General features: G+C 64.3%; 24 protein-coding genes. 14 read left to right on the top strand and 10 right to left on the bottom strand.

Translation table 11 applies throughout. The features are described 5' to 3' along the window. Positions 1 to 3: 3 nt before the first annotated feature. Entirely contained in the window at positions 4 to 1,140 is a 1,137-nt protein-coding gene (locus ACK4TE_RS11070) for a serine hydrolase domain-containing protein (RefSeq protein ID WP_409911574.1), read from the bottom strand. Positions 1,141 to 1,230: 90 nt separating this feature from the next. Here ACK4TE_RS11070 and ACK4TE_RS11065 point away from each other — a divergent pair, with 90 nt between their 5' ends. The 4 genes from ACK4TE_RS11065 to ACK4TE_RS11050 all read left to right on the top strand — a co-directional run bounded on the left by ACK4TE_RS11065 (position 1,231) and on the right by ACK4TE_RS11050 (position 3,949). Then, on the top strand, positions 1,231 to 2,112 hold the full coding sequence (locus ACK4TE_RS11065) for an HpcH/HpaI aldolase/citrate lyase family protein (protein ID WP_409911573.1): 882 nt from the start codon (positions 1,231 to 1,233) through the stop codon (positions 2,110 to 2,112). Positions 2,113 to 2,173: 61 nt separating this feature from the next. Beyond that, the gene (locus ACK4TE_RS11060) at positions 2,174 to 2,521 is read left to right on the top strand and encodes an ArsC/Spx/MgsR family protein (RefSeq protein WP_409911572.1); all 348 of its coding nucleotides are present in this window, start codon (positions 2,174 to 2,176) and stop codon (positions 2,519 to 2,521) included. Between the two features lie 61 nt (positions 2,522 to 2,582). Beyond that, the gene (locus ACK4TE_RS11055) at positions 2,583 to 2,852 is read left to right on the top strand and encodes a hypothetical protein (protein WP_409911571.1); all 270 of its coding nucleotides are present in this window, start codon (positions 2,583 to 2,585) and stop codon (positions 2,850 to 2,852) included. A gap of 44 nt (positions 2,853 to 2,896) precedes the next feature. After that, positions 2,897 to 3,949 carry a MaoC family dehydratase gene (locus ACK4TE_RS11050; protein ID WP_409911570.1) on the top strand — a complete coding sequence of 351 codons (1,053 nt, stop codon included), beginning with the start codon at positions 2,897 to 2,899 and terminating at the stop codon, positions 3,947 to 3,949. Between the two features lie 3 nt (positions 3,950 to 3,952). Here the strand turns inward: ACK4TE_RS11050 and ACK4TE_RS11045 are convergent, their stop codons facing one another. Beyond that, on the bottom strand, positions 3,953 to 4,330 hold the full coding sequence (locus ACK4TE_RS11045; protein WP_409911569.1) for a winged helix-turn-helix transcriptional regulator: 378 nt from the start codon (positions 4,328 to 4,330) through the stop codon (positions 3,953 to 3,955). A gap of 73 nt (positions 4,331 to 4,403) precedes the next feature. On the opposite strand from ACK4TE_RS11045, the gene ACK4TE_RS11040 reads away from it, so the two are divergent. From ACK4TE_RS11040 to ftsY, 7 genes are all read left to right on the top strand, one after another. Beyond that, positions 4,404 to 4,733 (top strand): nuclear transport factor 2 family protein, encoded by a 330-nt coding sequence (locus tag ACK4TE_RS11040; RefSeq protein WP_409911568.1) that lies wholly within the window; start codon positions 4,404 to 4,406, stop codon positions 4,731 to 4,733. Continuing rightward, the gene (locus ACK4TE_RS11035; protein ID WP_409911567.1) at positions 4,730 to 5,512 is read left to right on the top strand and encodes an SDR family oxidoreductase; all 783 of its coding nucleotides are present in this window, start codon (positions 4,730 to 4,732) and stop codon (positions 5,510 to 5,512) included. Before ACK4TE_RS11040 ends, ACK4TE_RS11035 begins: the two co-directional genes overlap by 4 nt. A gap of 35 nt (positions 5,513 to 5,547) precedes the next feature. After that, positions 5,548 to 5,985: a hypothetical protein gene (locus ACK4TE_RS11030; protein WP_409911566.1), complete on the top strand. Its 438-nt coding sequence runs from the start codon at positions 5,548 to 5,550 to the stop codon at positions 5,983 to 5,985. A gap of 52 nt (positions 5,986 to 6,037) precedes the next feature. After that, positions 6,038 to 6,847 (top strand): diaminopimelate epimerase, encoded by an 810-nt coding sequence (gene dapF / locus ACK4TE_RS11025; protein WP_409911565.1) that lies wholly within the window; start codon positions 6,038 to 6,040, stop codon positions 6,845 to 6,847. Positions 6,848 to 6,915: 68 nt separating this feature from the next. Continuing rightward, the gene (locus tag ACK4TE_RS11020) at positions 6,916 to 7,371 is read left to right on the top strand and encodes a hypothetical protein (protein WP_409911564.1); all 456 of its coding nucleotides are present in this window, start codon (positions 6,916 to 6,918) and stop codon (positions 7,369 to 7,371) included. Positions 7,372 to 7,428: 57 nt separating this feature from the next. Then, positions 7,429 to 8,706: a tRNA (N(6)-L-threonylcarbamoyladenosine(37)-C(2))-methylthiotransferase MtaB gene (gene mtaB / locus ACK4TE_RS11015; RefSeq protein ID WP_409911563.1), complete on the top strand. Its 1,278-nt coding sequence runs from the start codon at positions 7,429 to 7,431 to the stop codon at positions 8,704 to 8,706. Next, positions 8,703 to 9,944, top strand: coding sequence for a signal recognition particle-docking protein FtsY (gene ftsY / locus ACK4TE_RS11010; RefSeq protein WP_409911562.1), 1,242 nt, complete (start codon positions 8,703 to 8,705; stop codon positions 9,942 to 9,944). The genes mtaB and ftsY overlap by 4 nt, the downstream gene beginning before the upstream one ends. A 3-nt stretch (positions 9,945 to 9,947) precedes the next feature. Here the strand turns inward: ftsY and ACK4TE_RS11005 are convergent, their stop codons facing one another. From ACK4TE_RS11005 to ACK4TE_RS10995, 3 genes are all read right to left on the bottom strand, one after another. Further along, positions 9,948 to 10,166 (bottom strand): helix-turn-helix transcriptional regulator, encoded by a 219-nt coding sequence (locus ACK4TE_RS11005; RefSeq protein ID WP_409911561.1) that lies wholly within the window; start codon positions 10,164 to 10,166, stop codon positions 9,948 to 9,950. An 11-nt stretch (positions 10,167 to 10,177) separates the two neighbouring features. Continuing rightward, positions 10,178 to 10,585, bottom strand: coding sequence for a hypothetical protein (locus tag ACK4TE_RS11000; RefSeq protein WP_409911560.1), 408 nt, complete (start codon positions 10,583 to 10,585; stop codon positions 10,178 to 10,180). Positions 10,586 to 10,658: 73 nt separating this feature from the next. Next, complete coding sequence (locus tag ACK4TE_RS10995) at positions 10,659 to 12,398, bottom strand: N-acyl-D-amino-acid deacylase family protein (protein WP_409911559.1); 1,740 nt, start codon at positions 12,396 to 12,398, stop codon at positions 10,659 to 10,661. Positions 12,399 to 12,501: 103 nt separating this feature from the next. Between ACK4TE_RS10995 and ACK4TE_RS10990 the strand changes: the two genes are divergently transcribed. Both ACK4TE_RS10990 and ACK4TE_RS10985 read left to right on the top strand, forming a co-directional pair. Next, positions 12,502 to 13,362 carry an EamA family transporter gene (locus ACK4TE_RS10990; protein ID WP_409911558.1) on the top strand — a complete coding sequence of 287 codons (861 nt, stop codon included), beginning with the start codon at positions 12,502 to 12,504 and terminating at the stop codon, positions 13,360 to 13,362. A gap of 69 nt (positions 13,363 to 13,431) precedes the next feature. Then, complete coding sequence (locus tag ACK4TE_RS10985) at positions 13,432 to 14,172, top strand: inner membrane-spanning protein YciB (RefSeq protein ID WP_409911557.1); 741 nt, start codon at positions 13,432 to 13,434, stop codon at positions 14,170 to 14,172. On the opposite strand, the gene ACK4TE_RS10980 is transcribed toward ACK4TE_RS10985, so the two are convergent. Further along, a complete protein-coding gene (locus ACK4TE_RS10980; RefSeq protein WP_409911556.1) occupies positions 14,162 to 14,668 on the bottom strand; it encodes an NUDIX hydrolase in 507 nt (168 codons plus the stop codon). The two genes, ACK4TE_RS10985 and ACK4TE_RS10980, sit on opposite strands and share 11 nt — an antisense overlap. 187 nt (positions 14,669 to 14,855) lie before the next feature. Here ACK4TE_RS10980 and ACK4TE_RS10975 point away from each other — a divergent pair, with 187 nt between their 5' ends. Next, positions 14,856 to 15,371, top strand: a complete 516-nt coding sequence (locus ACK4TE_RS10975; RefSeq protein WP_409911555.1) for a MarR family winged helix-turn-helix transcriptional regulator — start codon at positions 14,856 to 14,858, stop codon at positions 15,369 to 15,371. Between the two features lie 24 nt (positions 15,372 to 15,395). Here ACK4TE_RS10975 and ACK4TE_RS10970 read toward each other — a convergent pair whose 3' ends face one another. From ACK4TE_RS10970 to ACK4TE_RS10955, 4 genes are all read right to left on the bottom strand, one after another. Beyond that, positions 15,396 to 15,917, bottom strand: coding sequence for a redoxin family protein (locus tag ACK4TE_RS10970; RefSeq protein WP_409911554.1), 522 nt, complete (start codon positions 15,915 to 15,917; stop codon positions 15,396 to 15,398). After that, entirely contained in the window at positions 15,914 to 16,066 is a 153-nt protein-coding gene (gene ccmD / locus ACK4TE_RS10965) for a heme exporter protein CcmD (protein ID WP_409911553.1), read from the bottom strand. Before ccmD ends, ACK4TE_RS10970 begins: the two co-directional genes overlap by 4 nt. A gap of 3 nt (positions 16,067 to 16,069) precedes the next feature. Continuing rightward, positions 16,070 to 16,798 (bottom strand): heme ABC transporter permease CcmC, encoded by a 729-nt coding sequence (gene ccmC, locus ACK4TE_RS10960; RefSeq protein ID WP_409911552.1) that lies wholly within the window; start codon positions 16,796 to 16,798, stop codon positions 16,070 to 16,072. A 21-nt stretch (positions 16,799 to 16,819) separates the two neighbouring features. Beyond that, positions 16,820 to 17,121: heme exporter protein CcmB (locus tag ACK4TE_RS10955; RefSeq protein ID WP_409911551.1), on the bottom strand; the 302-nt coding region annotated here is incomplete at its 5' end.

The following is a 17,121-nucleotide window of genomic DNA, read 5'->3' as shown; positions in this document are numbered from 1 at the left end:
GTGTTAGAGGCATCCCGCGACAGCTTCAACGAGGCGCACTGCGCGCGGGTCGCCGACGAGGATGTTCGACTGGCGGTTCATCACATAGGCACAGGTGAGCCCGCGCGAGGGCGAGGCAATCGCCAGCGAACCGCCCCATCCGCAATGGCCCAGCCCATCCTCGAACGGACCGAAGGATTTGTAACTGTTGTGCATGATGCCGGCACCAAAGCGCGTCGTCAGCGGCAGGACGAGATCAGGCCCGTCAACGCGCGGGCGGGTCAGGGCCTCGAACGTTTCCGGCCGCATCAGGCGTTTCGCGCCGATAAGGCCGCCGGTGGCATAGGCATTGTAGAGGCTCGCCACGCCCGCCGTCGTGCCTATTCCGTTGGCAGAGGGAATTTCGATCTCGCGCCAGACCGGCCCGCCGCGATCCGGCGCCGCCCATTTGTAAACGAAAGCCGCCTTGCGCGGCGATGTGATCTCGCCAAGCGCGGCGAGCGATTTCGGGCGCAGGATATCGGCGATGCGGTCGTGCTCCGCAGCCGGAGTGCCGATGCGGAAATCGATGCCGAGCGGCGCGCAGATATCGTCTTGCAGAATGGTGCCGAGCGTGCGCCCGGTGATGCGGCGGACGATCTCGCCAACGAGGTAGCCCCATGTCAGCGGGTGATATCCATGCGCGCTGCCCGGCGGCCACATCGGGGGAAGGGGGGCGAGCGCTGCGGCGCAGGCGGGCGGGTCCAGCCACAGGGCGGGGTCAATCTCGCTGGCAAAGCCCGGCAGGCCCGCCTGATGGCTCGCCACTTCGCCGATTGTGATTGCATCCTTTCCGGCCGCGCCGAACTCCGGCCAGAGGGAGGCGACCGGCGTTTCGTATCCGGCGGGCAGGTCTTCGGTCGCCATCGCCAGCACCAGCGCAGCAATGCCTTTGGTGGTGGAGTAGACCGGCACGGTCGTACGCCCGTTCCAGGCGCGTTCGCCCGCGCGGTCTGCATGGCCGCCGACAAGGTCGATGATCACTTCGCCGTCGAGTATGGCGGCAAAGCCTGCGCCCTGTTCCTCGCCGCGCGCGAAATTCTCCGCGAAGGCCTCCTGCACGGGCTCGAAGCCGGGCGCGACGAATCCGCTGGTCAGGCCAGTATCGGGGCCAGTGCTCATCCGCATCTCTCCTTTGGCCGCATTGATTTCGCGCCGGAAACAGGTCACCCCTTCGGCTTTCCGTCCTGCTGCGTCAAGAAGGCCCGCCCCATGTCCACTGCCCATCGCCCGCGCCGTTCCTGTCTTTACATGCCGGGGGCGAATGCCCGCGCGCTGGAGAAGGCCCGCGAGATTCCTGCCGATACGCTGATCCTCGACCTCGAGGACGCCGTCGCGCCGGAAGCGAAAGCCGAGGCCCGCGCCGCGATCACCGCCGCGCTGAAGGCGGGCGGCTATGGCAAGCGCGAACTGGTCGTGCGGATGAACAGCCTCGATACCGAATGGGGCCATGCCGATCTCGAGATGGCGGCAAAGTCCGGCGCCCATGCCGTGCTCGCCCCGAAGGTGACGGGTGCGCGCGATATCGAACGCCTCAGCCAGCTGATGAAGGATGCCGGCGCGCCGGCAGACATGGCGCTCTGGGTGATGATCGAGACGCCGCTGGCAATCCTGAACATCAAGGAGATCGCCGCCGAGGCGCACCGCACACACCTCTCCACCTTCGTCATGGGCACCAATGATCTCGCCAAGGAATACCGTGCGCGGATGACCGCCGACCGGCTCGCCTTCCAGACGGCGCTACAACTCACCGTCGCCGCCGCGCGCGCCTTTGGCCTCACCGCCATCGACGGCGTCTACAATGACATCAAGAACCCGGACGGTTTCCGCGAGGAATGCGAACAGGGCCGCGACCTTGGCTTCGATGGCAAGACGCTGATCCACCCCACCCAGGTCGACGATGCCAACCGCATCTTCGCCCCCAGCCCGCACGATGTCGAACAGGCGAAAGCCGTGATCGAAGCCTTCGCCGATCCTGCCAATGCGGGGAAGGGCGTGCTGAAGGTCAACGGCAAGATGACCGAGCTCTTGCACCTGGATGAGGCGAAGCGGATCGTCGCGATGGATGACCTGATCCGGGAGTTTGCGGGCTGATCTCTCGACGCCGTTCTCCGCTGACCTAGATCAGGCGGGCAGACAATGTCAGGAGCATCCCATGACCTATATCCTCATCCACAATCCCGGCTGCGGCTCTTCGAAGAAGGGGCTCGAGCTGCTTCAGTCGAAAGGCATCGAGCCGAAGGTGCGCAAGTATATGAGCGCGGCGGAGCGGCTGTCGGTGGAGGAGCTGAAGGACATCGCGAAGAAGATGGGCGCGAAATCGCCGCGCGCTTTCCTGCGCGAGAAGGATGCGGAGGCGGCCGGGCTTTCCGACAAGGCCAGCGACGAGCAGGTCTATGCCGCGATGGCGGAGAACCCGAAACTGATCCAGCGGCCTATCGGTATCAACGGCAAGAAAGCCGTGCTCGGCCGGCCGAATGAGCGGCTGCTGGATATCGCCTGATCGATCAAATTTCACCGTTTTCCTGAAGCCCATCTTTGCCACCCGGTGGCATAAGGGGGCGATGCTCACGCTTGCCCTCCTCCTTGCCGCGCTGCTCATGGCCTTTTCGGCCTTTGCGGCGTTTGGCCTGCCCTACATGGTGATGGGGCCGCGCGCGCTGGAAGAGTTCGCCGAGCGCGCCGACATGCAGGCGATGGCGACCGGCCTCGGCGTTGCGGCGATCCTTGCTACGGCGCTGCCCTTTGCCGCAAAGGGCTTGATTTCTGCCGGTCCGCAGATGCAGGTGTTGGCCGAAACCATTCTCGGGGTATCCGGGCGCATCTGGGGCTGATCTCCACTTGGCCCAGGCTGCCCCGGCACTGTTGCGAGGGCGCCATGACCGCGAATCCGAAATCGAATTCGGGCAACTTCTTTGAAGACTTCAAGCCCGGCGATACGCTGATCCATGCGACGCCACAGACAGTGACCGAGGGCGACCTGGCGCTCTACCGAGCGCTGACAGGCAGCCGGTATGCGCAATACTCCTCCGCCGAGTTTGCCAAGGCGGCCGGACTTCCCGGACTGTGCGCCGATCCGCTTCATGCCTTCCACATCGTCTTCGGCAAATCGGTTCCGGACGTGTCCCTGAATGCGGTGGCCAATCTCGGCTATGCCGACGGGCGCATTCTCCGGCCGGTGCTTCCGGGCGACACGCTGCGGGCCGAGAGCCAGGTGATCGGCGTCAAGGAGAACTCGAGCGGCAAGACCGGTGTGGTCTGGGTACGGACGAAAGGGGTAAACCAGCGCAGAGAGGAAGTGATGAGCTTCGTGCGCTGGGTGATGGTCAACAAGCGCGACGCGGCCTCGCCGGCGCCGGAAGAGGTTGTTCCGCAGCTGCCGGAAGCGGTCTCGCCGCAAGACCTGACCGGCTATCCCGAAATGAAGTCCTGGCCGTTTGCGCAGGCCGGTAGCCGGCATGTGTATGAGGACTATACCGTCGGTGAACGGATCAATCACATCAACGGCATGACCATCCAGGAAGCCGAACACCAGATCACCACGCGGCTCTACCAGAACACCGCGAAAGTGCATTTCGACTTCCACAGCCAGAAAGAAAGCCGCTTCGGCAAGCGGCTCATCTATGGCGGGGTCGTGATCTCGATTGCCCGCTCGCTCGCGTTCAACGGGCTGGAGAATACAGGGCAGGTGCTGGCGATCAATGCAGGCACGCATGTCGGGCCGCTGTTCGCCTGGGATACGATCTATGCGTGGAGCGAAGTGCTGGACAAGGCGGAACTGACCGAGACGGCAGGCGCGCTGCGCCTGCGTCTCGTGGCGGTGAAAGACCAGAACCCCGGCGCCTTCGCTTACAAGGACGCCGCCGGCAAATATGCCGAAGGCGTGCTGCTCGATTTCGACTACTGGGCCGCAATTCCGAGAGCCCGCTGAGGTTCAGGCATCCGGGGCAGGGCGATGCTCCGCCCAGAGGAGCAGGGCATCGAGGGCTGGGCACAGGCCTTCGCCCCATTCGGTGAGCCCGTACTCCACTTTGGGCGGTACCTGATGATGCACGATCCGGCGTACGATGCCGTCAGCTTCCAGTTTCCGTAGCTGCTGGATCAGCATCTTCTGAGAGATTGATGGGATCGCGCGCTCCAGATCGGAAAAGCGCAGAAGGCTGCCGCCGAACAAGTGGAACAGGATGGTCATCTTCCACCGCCCCTCAAGCATCTGCAGCGCGCCCTCCACACCATGCGCGGCAGTGTCCGGCGTATAATCCGGGCGCTTACCTGCAGGTGCGTACCCTACTTTTCTGTCTGTACTTGCCATGAGTTCTGCTTAGCCCGATATCGGGGGTCTCGCAAGAAGTTTGCGGGCCAAGACAGATTGGAAGGACATGACAATGCAGATTCCCATGCCCCCGCCGGTCCGGCTCTATTTTGAGTCCGAGGCCTATGATGACACCGCGCGCATCGCGGATTGTTTCGCGCCGGATGCCGTGGTGACCGACGAGCGGCGCACGCATACGGGGCTGGAGGCGATCCGGGCCTGGAAGACCGAGGCCAAGGCCGCGGCGAGCTACCGTGTGACGCCGGTCAGCGTTGAACCGGATGGCGCGCGCGTGCTGGTGCTTGGCCGCGTGGAAGGAACGTTTCCCGGCAGCCCTGTGATGCTGCGCTATCATTTCGACCTTCGGGGCGAGCGCATCTCGAAGCTGGAGATCCGGGCATGAGTTTCGATCTCGGACTCGCGGGCAAGAGAGCGCTGGTCACCGGCGGAACAAAGGGCGTTGGCCGCGCTGTGGTGGAGACGTTTCAGAGGCTCGGCATGCAGGTGCTGACCACCGCGCGCCATGCTGGGGAGGGGCTGCCGGATGGTGTTCACTTCGTGGCGGCGGATGTGTCCACCGAAGAAGGCTGTGCCCAGGTATCCGAGGCCGTCCGTGAGCGGATGAACGGCGTGGACGTGATTGTGCATGGTGCGGGCGGGTCCAGTGCGCCTGCCGGCGGCTTTGCTGCGCTCGATGAAGCTGAGTGGCAGGCGGAGATGAACCTCAACCTGTTTCCGGCTGTGCGGCTGGACCGCGCGCTGCTGCCGGGCATGATCGTGCAGCGGAGCGGGGTTGTGATCCATGTCACGTCGATCCAGCGCGTCCTGCCGCTGCCGGAAGCGACAACCGCCTATGCCAGCGCGAAGGCAGCGCTGGCGGCCTACAGCAAGAGCCTGTCGAAGGAAGTGGCGCCGCATGGGGTGCGCGTAGTGCGCGTCTCGCCCGGCTGGATCGCGACAGAGGCGGCGCGGGCACTTGTCCGGCGCGTTGCACTGGAGAACGCCATCGACGATGCGGACGCAGAGAAAGTGTTGATGCAGTCGATCGGCGGCATTCCGATAGGCCGGCCCTCGCAGCCGGAAGAAGTGGCCGATCTCATCACCTTCCTCGCTTCAGGCAGGGCGGGCGCCATCACGGGCACGGAGTTTGTAATTGACGGCGGCACGGTGCCGACTGTCTGAGAGGGGGTTGTCCGGGGCCCGCTGACGAATCGCAAATGGCTCCCTATATCGCTGTGATGGGCGGCTATCCTCCTTATTCAGGGTTCACCGAGGCGGCGATGGCGATTGCCGTCATCCTGTCGGCAATTGTCAGCCTGATCGGCACGTCAGCCCGCAAGCGCACGATTGCGCTGGGCGAAGCGCGCCTTGCCGATCTCGCGGAAATGACGGGCATTCTCGACCCGCGCCAGCTGCTGCAGGTGTTCGGGCCGCCGGACACGGGTCGCTCCTGGCCGAGCGTCAATCTTCTGGATGTGCGCCGGGCCCGCACACCGCTCGGCTGGCTGATGTCCAGCGACCTTGTGGACTATGCCTGTATCCTCGGCGCGCTTGCAGGCCTCTGGCTGTCGCACTGGACCGCGCCGCTGGCCCTGCTGGTGGCAACGGGCATCCAGCTTGCGGGCTGGATTGCCTCGGCCCGCGTACCCAAATGACGCGGACCCGGCCCGCTTTTCGCAGGCGCGAAAAGACGGTAGGGAAGTGGCCATGAAGCTCTGGAAGATGAACGGTGCTGGCAACGCGTTTGCCATATTCGACGCACGCTCGACGCCGTTTGCGCCGAGCCAGGCGCAGATACGCCAGATTGCAGCCGATCTGAAGGCCGACCAGGTGATTGCGCTGGAGCGGGACGCGACCAAGGACGTGTTCATGCGGATCTGGAACGCCGATGGCGGGGAGGTGTCGGCCTGCGGCAATGCCTCGCGCTGTGTCGGCCTGCTGATCCTCGACGAGACTGGCAAGGACCGCATCACCATCCAGACCGAAGCCGACATGCTGAAAGCCTACCGCGCGGAAGGCGGGCTGATCACGGTCGACATGGGTTCGCCGCTGATGGGCTGGGAAGATATTCCGCTGGCGGAGAAAATGGACGTGCGCGGCGTGGACGTGAAGATCGGGCCGATTGACGCGCCGATCCTCGCGCTGCCGGCGGTTGTCTCGATGGGTAATCCGCATGCGGTGTTCTTTGTCGAGGATGTGAACGCCTATGACATCCCCAAGATCGGTCCGCTGGTGGAACACCACCCTCTGTTTCCGCAGGGCACGAATGTCGGCTTTGCTCAGATCATCGACCGGGAAACGATCCGCCTGCGCGTCTGGGAACGCGGCGCCGGCCTGACGAAAGCGTGCGGCACGGGTGCCTGCGCCGCGCTTGTCTGTGCCGCCCGAGCGAAGCTCACGGGGCGCAAGGCGAAGCTCATTCTTGATGGCGGCGACCTGCTGATCGAATGGCGCGAGAGCGACGACCATGTCTACATGACCGGGCCGGTCGAGCTTGAGTTCGTGACCGAGATCTGAACTGCGGTCCCGGCTTGCGCTGCTCAACGCTCGGCGTCACTTTGGCGGGGTAACCGGGGAGATAATTCATGCGCCGCTTCATTCTGCTTTTGCCTGCCCTGCTGATGGCGGCGCCTGCGCTTGGAGAGCCGCTCAAGGTGGCCAAGGGCATGTGGTCGGTTACGTCCGACATCTATATGTCTGCCGTCATCGACGGGTCGCCGGTCGATATCCCGTCCGAACACTCCACTATCGAGGAATGCTGGTCGACGGACCAGGATGTGACCATCGATGAGGGCATTGCAAGCTATCTGGGCGAGTGCACCACCGGCCAAAGCTGGGCGCAGGGGCATTCCTTTGACATCGATCTTTACTGCGACTTTGACGGAATTCCGATGAGCGGGAGCGCTGAGTTCGCCGTCAGCAAGGGCGGCGGCAGCTTCTCCGGGCGGATATTCCTGTCCGGCGGGGCCGATGGAGCCGACATGACTGCCGAAGCCCTGATGATTGGCCACACGACGGGCACCTGTGCCGGGCCAAACTGAGCAATCTCGACTGCCGCGCTTGCTTTTCCCCGCCCGAGGCGCGATCTGACGGGCGGAATGCCAGACACAGCGCCCCCTTCCGGCCCGGCGGTGATTACGCTCGGATGCCGTCTCAACACCTACGAATCGGAGGTGATGCGCCGCCATGCACAGGAGGCGGGGCTGGAGGGCGCGGTCATCATCAACACCTGCGCCGTGACGTCGGAAGCCGTTCGCGGGGCGCGCCAGGCGATCCGCCGGGCAGCGAAGGACAATCCTGGCGCGCCGATCATCGTCACCGGCTGCGCGGCGCAGACCGATCCGGACATGTTCGCGGCGATGCCGGAAGTCACCCGTGTGATCGGCAACCACGAGAAAATGCAGGCGGAGACATGGGCGCCGGCCGGCCTGCTCGGCGGCGAGGAAAAGGTCCGCGTCAACGACATCATGAGCGTGCGCGAGACGGCCGCGCACCTGATCGACGGAATGGAAGGCCGGGCGCGCGCCTATGTGCAAGTCCAGAACGGCTGCGACCACCGCTGCACCTTCTGCATCATTCCCTATGGCCGCGGAAACTCGCGCTCCGTGCCGGCAGGGGAGGTGGTGGCGCAGGTGCGCGCGCTGGTGGCGAGCGGGCATCACGAAGTCGTGCTGACGGGGGTGGACCTGACAAGCTGGGGCGCAGACCTTCCGGGTACGCCGCAACTTGGCAATCTCGTGCAGCGCCTTCTGAAACTCGTGCCGGAACTCCGCCAGCTGAGGATTTCTTCCATCGATGCCATCGAGATGGACGAGGCGCTGATGGAGGCGATGGGTGAACCGCGCGTGGCGCCCTATCTTCACCTTTCGCTGCAACATGGCGACAACCTGATTCTCAAGCGCATGAAACGCCGCCACAGCCGCGAGGAAGCCATTGCGCTGACAGAGCGGCTGCGCGTGCTGCGCCCGGACATTGCCCTCGGCGCTGATCTCATCGCCGGTTTCCCGACCGAGACCGAGGCGCATTTCGAAAACTCGCTGCGCCTTGTAGAAGAGTGCGGCCTCTCCTTCCTGCACGCTTTTTCTTACAGCCCGCGGCCGGGCACACCAGCAGCGAAGATGCCGCAAGTGGCAAAACCAGTGATCAAAGAACGTGCGGCGCGCCTGCGCGCAGCGGGCGATGCGGCGTTGGCCCGGCATTTTGCGCGGCATGTGGGCGAAGTGCGCGAAGCGCTTATCGAACGCGGGCTCACCGCGCGCCTTCCTGATTTCACGCCCGTCCGCCTTGCCACACCTGCGGGGGAGGGCGGACGAACCCTCCCGGTACGGATGACCGGCCATGACGGCAAACAGCTTCTCGGAACACCTCTGACATGATCCTCTGGTTCGGCAAAAAAAAGAAACTCGAAGAGGCCAAGGCCGCCGGCGCAGCGATGCCGGCGCCGGAGCTGTCAGCGGAAGAGCTCGCTGCGCAGGAAGCCGCCGCGCGCGAGAGAGCCGAGATCGAGGCCAAGGTCGCCGAAGCCAACCGCGCCTGGGAGGAGCGCCAGCGCCGCGAAGCGCAGGAAGCCGAAGACGAAGCGATTCGCGCCAAGGCGGCAGCCGAGCTGAAACTGCTGGAAGAGCGCCGCGAACATGAGCGTCTTCGCGAAGAGGCCGCTGCAGCGGCGCGCGCGGCGGCAGAGGCAGAAGCGAACGATCCGGGCCTGTTCGGCAAGCTGGGCCAGGGCCTTTCGCGCTCAACCGCAAGGCTGACCGAAGGCCTCGCCGCGCTCGGCCGCCGCAAGCTCAACCAGGATACGCTTGATGAGTTGCAGGACCTGCTGATTACCTCCGACATGGGCGCGAAAGTCGCGGCCCGCGTGACGAAGGGTTTTGCGAAGGAGCGCTTCGACCGGGAGGTGTCGGAAGAAGAAATCCGGCTCGCCCTTGCCGAGGGAATAGAGGATATCCTGAAGCCGCGCGAGAAGGTGGTGGATTTTTCCGATGGCCCGCGCCCGCGCATTGTTCTCTTCGTCGGTGTCAATGGTTCCGGCAAGACAACGACGATCGGCAAGATTGCCTCGAAGCTGAAGGATCAGGGAGCGAAGGCGCTGCTGGTCGCGGGCGACACGTTCCGCGCCGCCGCCATCGAACAGCTCAAGGTCTGGGGCGAGCGGGCCGGAATTCCGGTCATGTCCGGCGCACCGGGCGCGGATGCGGCCGGCCTTGTCTATGGTGCTGTCGAGCGCGCGCAGGCTGAAGACCTTGACCTCGTGCTCATCGACACGGCCGGGCGCCTGCAGAACAAGGCGGAGCTGATGGGCGAGCTTGCCAAGGTCGTCCGTGTCGTGAGGAAACTTGACCCCGAAGCGCCGCACGATGTCATCCTCGTTCTGGATGCGACGGTCGGCCAGAATGCGCTCTCGCAAGTCGAGGCGTTCCGTCACACCGCCGGCGTCACCGGCCTCGTGATGACCAAGCTCGACGGCACAGCAAAGGGCGGCGTGCTGGTGGCGATTGCCGAAGCGCACGACCTGCCGATCCACTTCATCGGCATCGGCGAGAAAGCAGAAGACCTCCGCCCGTTCAGCGCGGAGGCCTTTGCAAAAGCTCTCGTGGGGTTGAAGGCCTAGGACCTATTCTGCCGCTTCGGCAGTCACACCGCGCTCGTCATCGAAGATTTCCTCTATGCTGCGCCCGAACAGGCGGGCGATGGCGAAGGCGAGGGGGAGCGAGGGATCATACTTTCCGGTCTCGATGGCGTTGACCGACTGGCGGGAGACGTCGAGCCGGTCAGCAAGCTCCTGCTGGCTCCATCCTCTTTCAGCGCGCAGTACACGGACTATGTTCTTCACCACGCCGCTCCTCAGACCGTCTTGCCAAAGCGCTGACGTGCATGGGCGAGGCCGTAGAAAAAGAAGAAGGCCGGGCCAAACAGGAACAGGGGCACGTCACCGATGACGCCGAACCGCTCGAGGAAGCCAACGACGAAGATCAGCCCGGTCAGCACGCAGCCCGCTTCTGTCAGCGCCTGCAGCTGACGCATACGGGTATATTCGTCTGTCTCGCGCACCAGCCGCAGGACCGACCAGAGGATCGCCACAAGCGGCAGAGACACACCGAGCGCGGCGGCGGCGCGGACGCCGGCCGGGGCGGTTTCCGTATCGATGTAGGTCAGCGCGAAGACGATCGCCACACAATAAACCGCCATCATCGGAATGAAGATCGCGATGTAGCGTTTGTTGGCGGTTCGGAAGCCTTTTTGCTCAGTCACTTGGGTATCTCCTTGTCAAGTATGCTTGTCTATATGACAAGCGAACACGACAAGTCAAGCGACCTTTACAAAATTATTCCGCGGCCAACGCGCTCGCCGGGGCTTCCTGGCGGCCGCGCACCAGGCGGCCGGGCCTTGCGCCGGTGGGCGTGCCGTCCCGGTGGGTGATCTCGCCCTTGAGGATGGTGGCGGTGTAGCCGGAGGCGCGTTGCATCAGGCGCCGGCCGTTCGCAGGCAGGTCGTGGATCACTTCCGGCAGGTGCAGCTTCAGGTTTGCAAGGTCGATGACGTTCAGGTCCGCCCGGTAACCGGGGGCGATGAGGCCCCGGTCCCAGAGGCCGATCCATTCCGCCGTCGCCCGCGCCTGCCGGTGCACGAGGAATTCTGGCGACAGTTTCGCGCCGCGGTGCCGGTCGCGGATCCAGTGGGTCAGCATCGTCGTCGTGAACGAGCCGTCGCAGATCATGCCGACATGCGCGCCGCCGTCCGAAAGGCCGGGCAAGCTCGCCGGGCTCTGCATCATCTCGGCGATGGGGTCGAGCGTGCCTTGAGCGTAGTTGAGGAAGGGCAGGTAGAGCATGCCGCGCCCGCCGCGCTCCAGCATCAGATCGAGGGCGGCTTCCTCAGGTTTCACGCCGCGCCGGGCGGCGATCGCTTTCAGCGTGCGCTCGGGGCCAGGCTCGTAGTCGACCGGGTCAGACAGCTGGAAGATCTTGCCGAAACTGCGCAGCATGACTTTCAGGAATGGATTGTCCGTAGACGGCTCATCCGCCAGCAGGCGCGCACGGAAATCTGCGTCATTGAGGCGCGCTACACGTTCCGTAAACGGAAGAGCGGCGATCTCGCGGTAGACCGGATGCGCACTGAACGGGTTCAGCGTGAGCTCAAGGCCGAGCAGTACGCCTACCGGGCGCGGCGCCACCTGCGCGCGCATCGGCAATCCGTCCGCAGCCGCGGCCTCGATCGCGCCCAGCAGCAGGCGCCAGCCTTCGGGCGCCACATCCGCCTGTGCCAGAGAGACAGACAAGGGGCGCCCGGATTTCTCCACAAGGCCGCGCAGCAGCGCCGCCTCCTTCTGCGGATCATTGAAGTCGGACACAAACTGCAACACGCCGCGCCCTGCTTCGGCGAGGCCCATGGCAATGCCGAGGAGTTCGTCCTGTGAGGCGGTCAGCGTCGGTGTCGGTTGGCCATCGGATGTGCGATGGTTCAGCGTGCGCGAGGTGGAAAAGCCCATCGCTCCGGCGAGCACGGCTTCCTTGGCGAGCTCTTTCATCGCCTTTATGTCGTCGAGCGTTGCATCCTCGCGGTTCGCGCCGCGGTCGCCCATCACGAACACGCGCAGCGCCGCATGCGGCAGCTGCGCGCAGATATCAGTGTCGAAACGTCGCTCTGACAGGTAATCCAAATAGTCCGGAAAACTCTGCCACGCCCAGGGCAGGCCCTCGGCAAGCACGGGGAAGGGGATATCCTCCACGCCTTCCATCAGGCGGATCAGCCGGTCATGGTCGGCCGGTTTGCAGGGCGCAAATCCGACGCCGCAATTGCCCATCACCGCTGTCGTCACGCCGTGCAGGGAGGACGGGCTGATCGCTTCGCCCCAAGTGACCTGCCCGTCATAGTGCGTATGCAGATCGACAAAGCCGGGCGTGACCGTCTGGCCCCGGGCGTCGATTTCCTCGATTCCCTTTCCGTTTACCTTGCCCACGGCCGCAATCACGCCGCCGGAGACCGCAACATCGCCTTCGAAGGCAGGCGCGCCCGAGCCATCAATGATCGTGCCGCCCCGGATGATCAGGTCATAGGTTGCCATGGCAGTTCCTCCGGTCTCTCCCGGCAGGATGCCTCAAGGGCAGGGGGTGTCAAACCCTGACGCCGCTTCCCCCTGATGCGAAACCCGACTATGCGGGGCCGCCATGAGCGCCGCCCTGCTGCCCGTTATCCTCTGCCTTGCCTCGGCGCTGACCGTGGCAATAACCAATGTCATGGTGAAACGCGGCGGCGATGTGCTGACTGCGCGGATGCTGGTTGCGGTTGTCATGGGGCTGACGGTTCTGCCGCTGGCGCCCTTCGTGCCCTTGCCGCCGGAAGGCACATGGGGGCTGATCGCCATATCCATGGTGGTGCACTGGTTCTACCAGTTCTGCGCCATCCGCGCGCTGCACCGCGGCGCCCTGTCGTTGGTCTTCCCGGTGATGCGCGGGCTCGGCCCGCTCGCCACCGCCGTGTTCGCGGCACTGTGGCTGTCGGAGAAACTTGCGCCGCTACAGATCGCCGGGCTCGTGGTGGCGAGTGCCTCGATCATCATCTTCGCGCTCCCGACGGCTCTGACCGCCGAAGGCCGCAGGCTGGATCGCACGGCCCTCTTCTGGGCGGCAATGACGGCCATCGGTGTCGGCCTCTACGCCGTCGCTGACACGCGGGCGGCGCGCGCGATGGAGACACCGCTGACCTTCATCGTCTGGCTGTTCCTGCTTGACTGGATTGGCGTCACCGCCGTCTTCTTCTGGCAGTGCGGCCGCCGGGCGTGGAAATTCGTGAAGCCCGAGCTGCGCAACGGCATCATCGGCGGTGTAGCGGGCTCCATCTCCTACGGCCTCGCGATTTATGCCTACACGTTGACAGATGCGGCGATGGTGACGGCGCTGCGCGAAACATCCGTGGTCTTCGCCGCAGCCTTTGGGGCGTGGCTCCTGCGCGAGGGTTTCGGGGCGCGGCGCATCACGGCGGCGGCCACGCTCGCCGCCGGTCTCGTGCTGATGCAGGCGGGCGGCTAGCCCGGCGCGCCGCTTCGTGCGAGACAGAGGCCGGTGAACCGGCGCCCCGCCATATGCGTAGGAATGAGCATGACAGACAGCGCGAAACAGGAAAACGGTCTCGGCACAGCCGCCGGAAAGGCCAACCAGATCTGGGGCGACTTCATCCCTGTGATTGCCTTTGTGCTGGTCTACAACGTATTCCGGCGCGTCGATCTGATGAACGGCCTGATCAACAAGGACACAGCCATCTTCTGGGCGACGGGTGTTCTGCTCGCGCTCATGCTCGGCTTCCTCGCCATGCAGATCATCCGCCGCGAGCGCGTTTCGCAGATGATGGTGTTCTCCTCGGCCATTGTCGGCGGTTTCGGCCTGATCGGTATCCTGCTTCAGGAGAAAGCCTTCATCTATGTGAAGCCAACCATCCAGCAGCTGTTCATGGCGGGCATGATCTTCGTGCCGATGCTGTTCGGAAAAAATCTCTGGAAGTCGCTCTTCTCGAAAGTCTTCGACCTGCCGGATTTTGCCTGGCGCACGCTTGCAATCCGCTGGGGGCTGTTTTTCATCGCGATGGCGATCTGGAACGAATATCTGTGGCGCACCTTCGCGCCGGGCTTCGATTCACCGCTCGTCATGGCCGGCATTCCGGTTGCACCGGCCGGCACTTATGACTTCCTTGGTCTGACATTTGGCGCGAAGGATGCCGAAGATGTCTGGGCGAACTGGAAGCTGGGCAACATGGTGATCGTGCTGGTCTTCGGCGCTCTGAACACGCCTTATACATTGAAACACCTGCGCGAGCCGACAAGCAGCGAAGCCGCTAGCGCGTGATCTTTTCCGTGCCCGGCGGATTGGAGAAGGGCGCAAAAGCGTGCTTCCCTCGCGTCTCCGCATAATGCGTCAGCGCCCAGACAACCGTTGGAAACGCAAGTTCTGACCAGGGAATATCCTGCCAGCGCACCAGCTTCACGTCCGTGCTTTCCGGCCCCGGCGCAAAGTCAGATACGAGTTCCGCGCGAAACATGATCTGAACCTGCGCTATTCGGGGTACGGAGTAAACCGCCAGCAGCCCGTTGATGCGGATATCCGCGCAGGCCTCTTCCCGCGCCTCGCGCCGCGCCGCGTCCTCGACGCTTTCGCCCTCTTCCATGAAGCCCGCCGGCAGGGTCCAGAACCCCTTGCGCGGCTCGATGGCGCGTTTGCAGAGCAGGATGAATCCATCCTTTACCACCACCGAGCCCGCGACGATCTTCGGGTTCACATAATCAATAAAGTTGCAGCGATTGCATATCCGCCGTACACGGTCATCTCCTTCCGGAATCGCCATGCGAAAATCTGCATCGGGGAAAGAAGTTGGCAATTGATCAGTCATCCAATCTTTATCCTGTCGCCTGTATGGGGAATGCGTTTGATCCGCCTACGGGGTTCTTGTTTAAGCCCTCGGCAACGGATCGGCCCTGTGAAACCCTTCTCGTCCTTCGCCGGACTCCAACCTAGCAAACGGAACCAAGCACATGTCGTACAAACTCAACACCTCGCCCAGCCACCTTCTGCACCGCGCCCAGCAGATCGCCGCCAACCATTCGGCCGCCGCTCTGAAATCTGCCGGTCTCACCCTTCGCCAGTTCTCCGTCCTCGCTGCCCTGTCGGGAAATGAAGGTGTCAGCCAGTCTGATCTTGTCAATGCCACCGGCGTTGATCGCTCCACCCTCGCTGACATGGTCGCCCGCATGGAAGCCGGCGGTATGATCAAGCGGTCGGATTCGAAAACCGACGCCCGCGCCAAGTCGGTCTCGCTGACGCCGAAAGGCAAGAAAGCCTATGATAAGGCCCTCCCGGCTGTCGTGAAAGCTGATGCCGCGCTGTTCGCCACGCTCGCCAAAGCGAAGCAGGACGCGCTGATGTCGGGCCTCGGCGGGCTCGTTGAAGACGCTGAGAAGAAAGAAGCCGCACCGGCTGCGAAAGCCAAGAAGGCTCCGGCCAAGAAAGCTCCGGCGAAGAAAAAGCCGGCTGCCAAGAAAAAGAAATAAGCTCCGTCTCCCGACGAAGTGACGTTACGAGCGAGGCGCCCTGAGCGCCTCGCTTACGTTTTGGACCGAGGTTTCATCCAGCGGCCCGGAGATGTGCAGCAGTATCGTTCCGTCGCCGGAGATCACGAACGTTTCCGGCACACCGGTCAGGCCGAAGTCGAGCCCGCCGCGCCCCTGCGGGTCGAGCGCGACCGCCGCAAACGGATTTCCCAGTTCCGCGAGGAATGCATCGCCCTTCTCCACTGTGTCCTTGTAGAGCACGCCGTAAACCCTGCCCGGATGATCGGCGCCGAGTTTCACAAGATGGTGGTGCTCCGCCCGGCAAGGCGCGCACCAGCTGGCGAAAAGGTTCACCGTAACGGTCTCCCCGCCCGGCGGCGGGGCAAAAGAAATCTCGCCGCCATCCCTCAGGGCAAAGACGAATTCCGGCGCCGCGCGCGAGACGCGCTCGAACTCGCCCTTTGCCGGGTTCAGCATCCGCCAGGCGCCCAGCAGCCCGAAGGCGAGCAGCGCAGCCACCGGCAAAGCGAACACCCAGCGCTTCATTTCGCCGCCTCGGCCTTCTCCAGCCACTCCAGCTTATGGCGCGCCGCGCGCGCTGCGAGCAGGGACTGGATCACCGCCGCCGCAATCAGCAGAGCGCCAATCCCGAAACAGGCCCAGATATAGACAGCGTTCTTGTCAAATTCTGGCATCGCCTATCCTTCCAGCGCCGCGGCGGTCAGGCGCGCAATCCGGCGCTCGCGGATTTCCGTCCGCATACGGGTCATCACCAGGCCGCCGAACAACAGCGCATGACCAAGGCCGCTAACCAGCAGCGGCGTCAGGTAGACCGCCGCCATCTTCGGGCCTTCCGCCGTGATGACACTCGCGTCCTGATGCAGCGAGGTGAACAGGTCTACCGAGAACTTGATCAGCGGTACATTGATCGCCCCGACCATGGCGAGGATCGCCCCGGCACGCGCCGCCTTCTGGCGCGTATCCATCGCCGCGCGCAGCGCCATGTAGCCGAGGAAGAGGAAGAACAGGAACAAGACGGACATCATCCGCGCATCGTCCCATTGCCACCAGGTGCCCCAGGTCGGCTTGCCCCAGATGGACCCGGTCGCGAGGCACAACGCCGTCCACACCGCGCCGAGCGGCGCAATCGCCTTGGCGGCAATGTCCGCCAGCTCGTGGCGCCAGATGAACCAGACGAAGCTTGCGACCGCCATCGCCGAATAGGCCGCCATCGCCAGCCAGGCGGCCGGCACATGGATGAACATCACGCGCATGATGTCGCCGCCCTGGTACTCATCCTTCGGCACCACCCACAGGCCCTGCCACAGGCCCCAGAGGATGCACAGCATGCCCGCGCCATAGAACAGCGGCGCCAGCCAGTCAGACAGGCGCAGGAATTTGTGCGGGTTGGCGAAGTAGGACCACATGGGCAAAGACCTAGCGCTCCCTCAGTCCGCCGCCAAGCGCAGCGCCGCCGCCATCGCATAGGGCGCAACAGCGCAGGCGAAGAGGGTAGAGGCCGTAAGGAATAGCGGCGCGCCGGTCGATCCGGGCCCGCCGGACATGGCCAGCGCGCCGAAAATCGCAGTCGGCACAAACAGGGGCAGGGCGATCAGCGAGATCAGCAATCCGCCCCGGGGCACGGTGGCGGAAAGCGCGGCGCCCACGCCGCCCCAGAAGAAGAAGGCAAGGCTGCCGAGCGCGTAGTAGCCCGCATGCAGGATCAGCTCGCCGCTCGCCTCGGCCTGAA

This window comes from Hyphomonas sp. (assembly GCF_046313975.1).
Classification (GTDB): Bacteria; Pseudomonadota; Alphaproteobacteria; order Caulobacterales; family Hyphomonadaceae; genus Hyphomonas.
This window is presented reverse-complemented; position numbering and strand designations above follow the sequence as displayed.

Bases quoted from the DNA above. Each gene is read 5' to 3' on its own strand.
- ACK4TE_RS11070 (WP_409911574.1), bottom strand. From the start codon at position 1,140: ATGAGCACTGGCCCCGATACTGGCCTGACCAGCGGATTCGTCGCGCCC.
- ACK4TE_RS11065 (WP_409911573.1), top strand. From the start codon at position 1,231: ATGTCCACTGCCCATCGCCCGCGCCGTTCCTGTCTTTACATGCCGGGG.
- ACK4TE_RS11060 (WP_409911572.1), top strand. From the start codon at position 2,174: ATGACCTATATCCTCATCCACAATCCCGGCTGCGGCTCTTCGAAGAAG.
- ACK4TE_RS11055 (WP_409911571.1), top strand. From the start codon at position 2,583: ATGCTCACGCTTGCCCTCCTCCTTGCCGCGCTGCTCATGGCCTTTTCG.
- ACK4TE_RS11050 (WP_409911570.1), top strand. From the start codon at position 2,897: ATGACCGCGAATCCGAAATCGAATTCGGGCAACTTCTTTGAAGACTTC.
- ACK4TE_RS11045 (WP_409911569.1), bottom strand. From the start codon at position 4,330: ATGGCAAGTACAGACAGAAAAGTAGGGTACGCACCTGCAGGTAAGCGC.
- ACK4TE_RS11040 (WP_409911568.1), top strand. From the start codon at position 4,404: ATGCAGATTCCCATGCCCCCGCCGGTCCGGCTCTATTTTGAGTCCGAG.
- ACK4TE_RS11035 (WP_409911567.1), top strand. From the start codon at position 4,730: ATGAGTTTCGATCTCGGACTCGCGGGCAAGAGAGCGCTGGTCACCGGC.
- ACK4TE_RS11030 (WP_409911566.1), top strand. From the start codon at position 5,548: ATGGCTCCCTATATCGCTGTGATGGGCGGCTATCCTCCTTATTCAGGG.
- dapF (WP_409911565.1), top strand. From the start codon at position 6,038: ATGAAGCTCTGGAAGATGAACGGTGCTGGCAACGCGTTTGCCATATTC.
- ACK4TE_RS11020 (WP_409911564.1), top strand. From the start codon at position 6,916: ATGCGCCGCTTCATTCTGCTTTTGCCTGCCCTGCTGATGGCGGCGCCT.
- mtaB (WP_409911563.1), top strand. From the start codon at position 7,429: ATGCCAGACACAGCGCCCCCTTCCGGCCCGGCGGTGATTACGCTCGGA.
- ftsY (WP_409911562.1), top strand. From the start codon at position 8,703: ATGATCCTCTGGTTCGGCAAAAAAAAGAAACTCGAAGAGGCCAAGGCC.
- ACK4TE_RS10995 (WP_409911559.1), bottom strand. From the start codon at position 12,398: ATGGCAACCTATGACCTGATCATCCGGGGCGGCACGATCATTGATGGC.
- ACK4TE_RS10990 (WP_409911558.1), top strand. From the start codon at position 12,502: ATGAGCGCCGCCCTGCTGCCCGTTATCCTCTGCCTTGCCTCGGCGCTG.
- ACK4TE_RS10985 (WP_409911557.1), top strand. From the start codon at position 13,432: ATGACAGACAGCGCGAAACAGGAAAACGGTCTCGGCACAGCCGCCGGA.
- ACK4TE_RS10980 (WP_409911556.1), bottom strand. From the start codon at position 14,668: ATGGCGATTCCGGAAGGAGATGACCGTGTACGGCGGATATGCAATCGC.
- ACK4TE_RS10975 (WP_409911555.1), top strand. From the start codon at position 14,856: ATGTCGTACAAACTCAACACCTCGCCCAGCCACCTTCTGCACCGCGCC.
- ACK4TE_RS10970 (WP_409911554.1), bottom strand. From the start codon at position 15,917: ATGAAGCGCTGGGTGTTCGCTTTGCCGGTGGCTGCGCTGCTCGCCTTC.
- ccmD (WP_409911553.1), bottom strand. From the start codon at position 16,066: ATGCCAGAATTTGACAAGAACGCTGTCTATATCTGGGCCTGTTTCGGG.
- ccmC (WP_409911552.1), bottom strand. From the start codon at position 16,798: ATGTGGTCCTACTTCGCCAACCCGCACAAATTCCTGCGCCTGTCTGAC.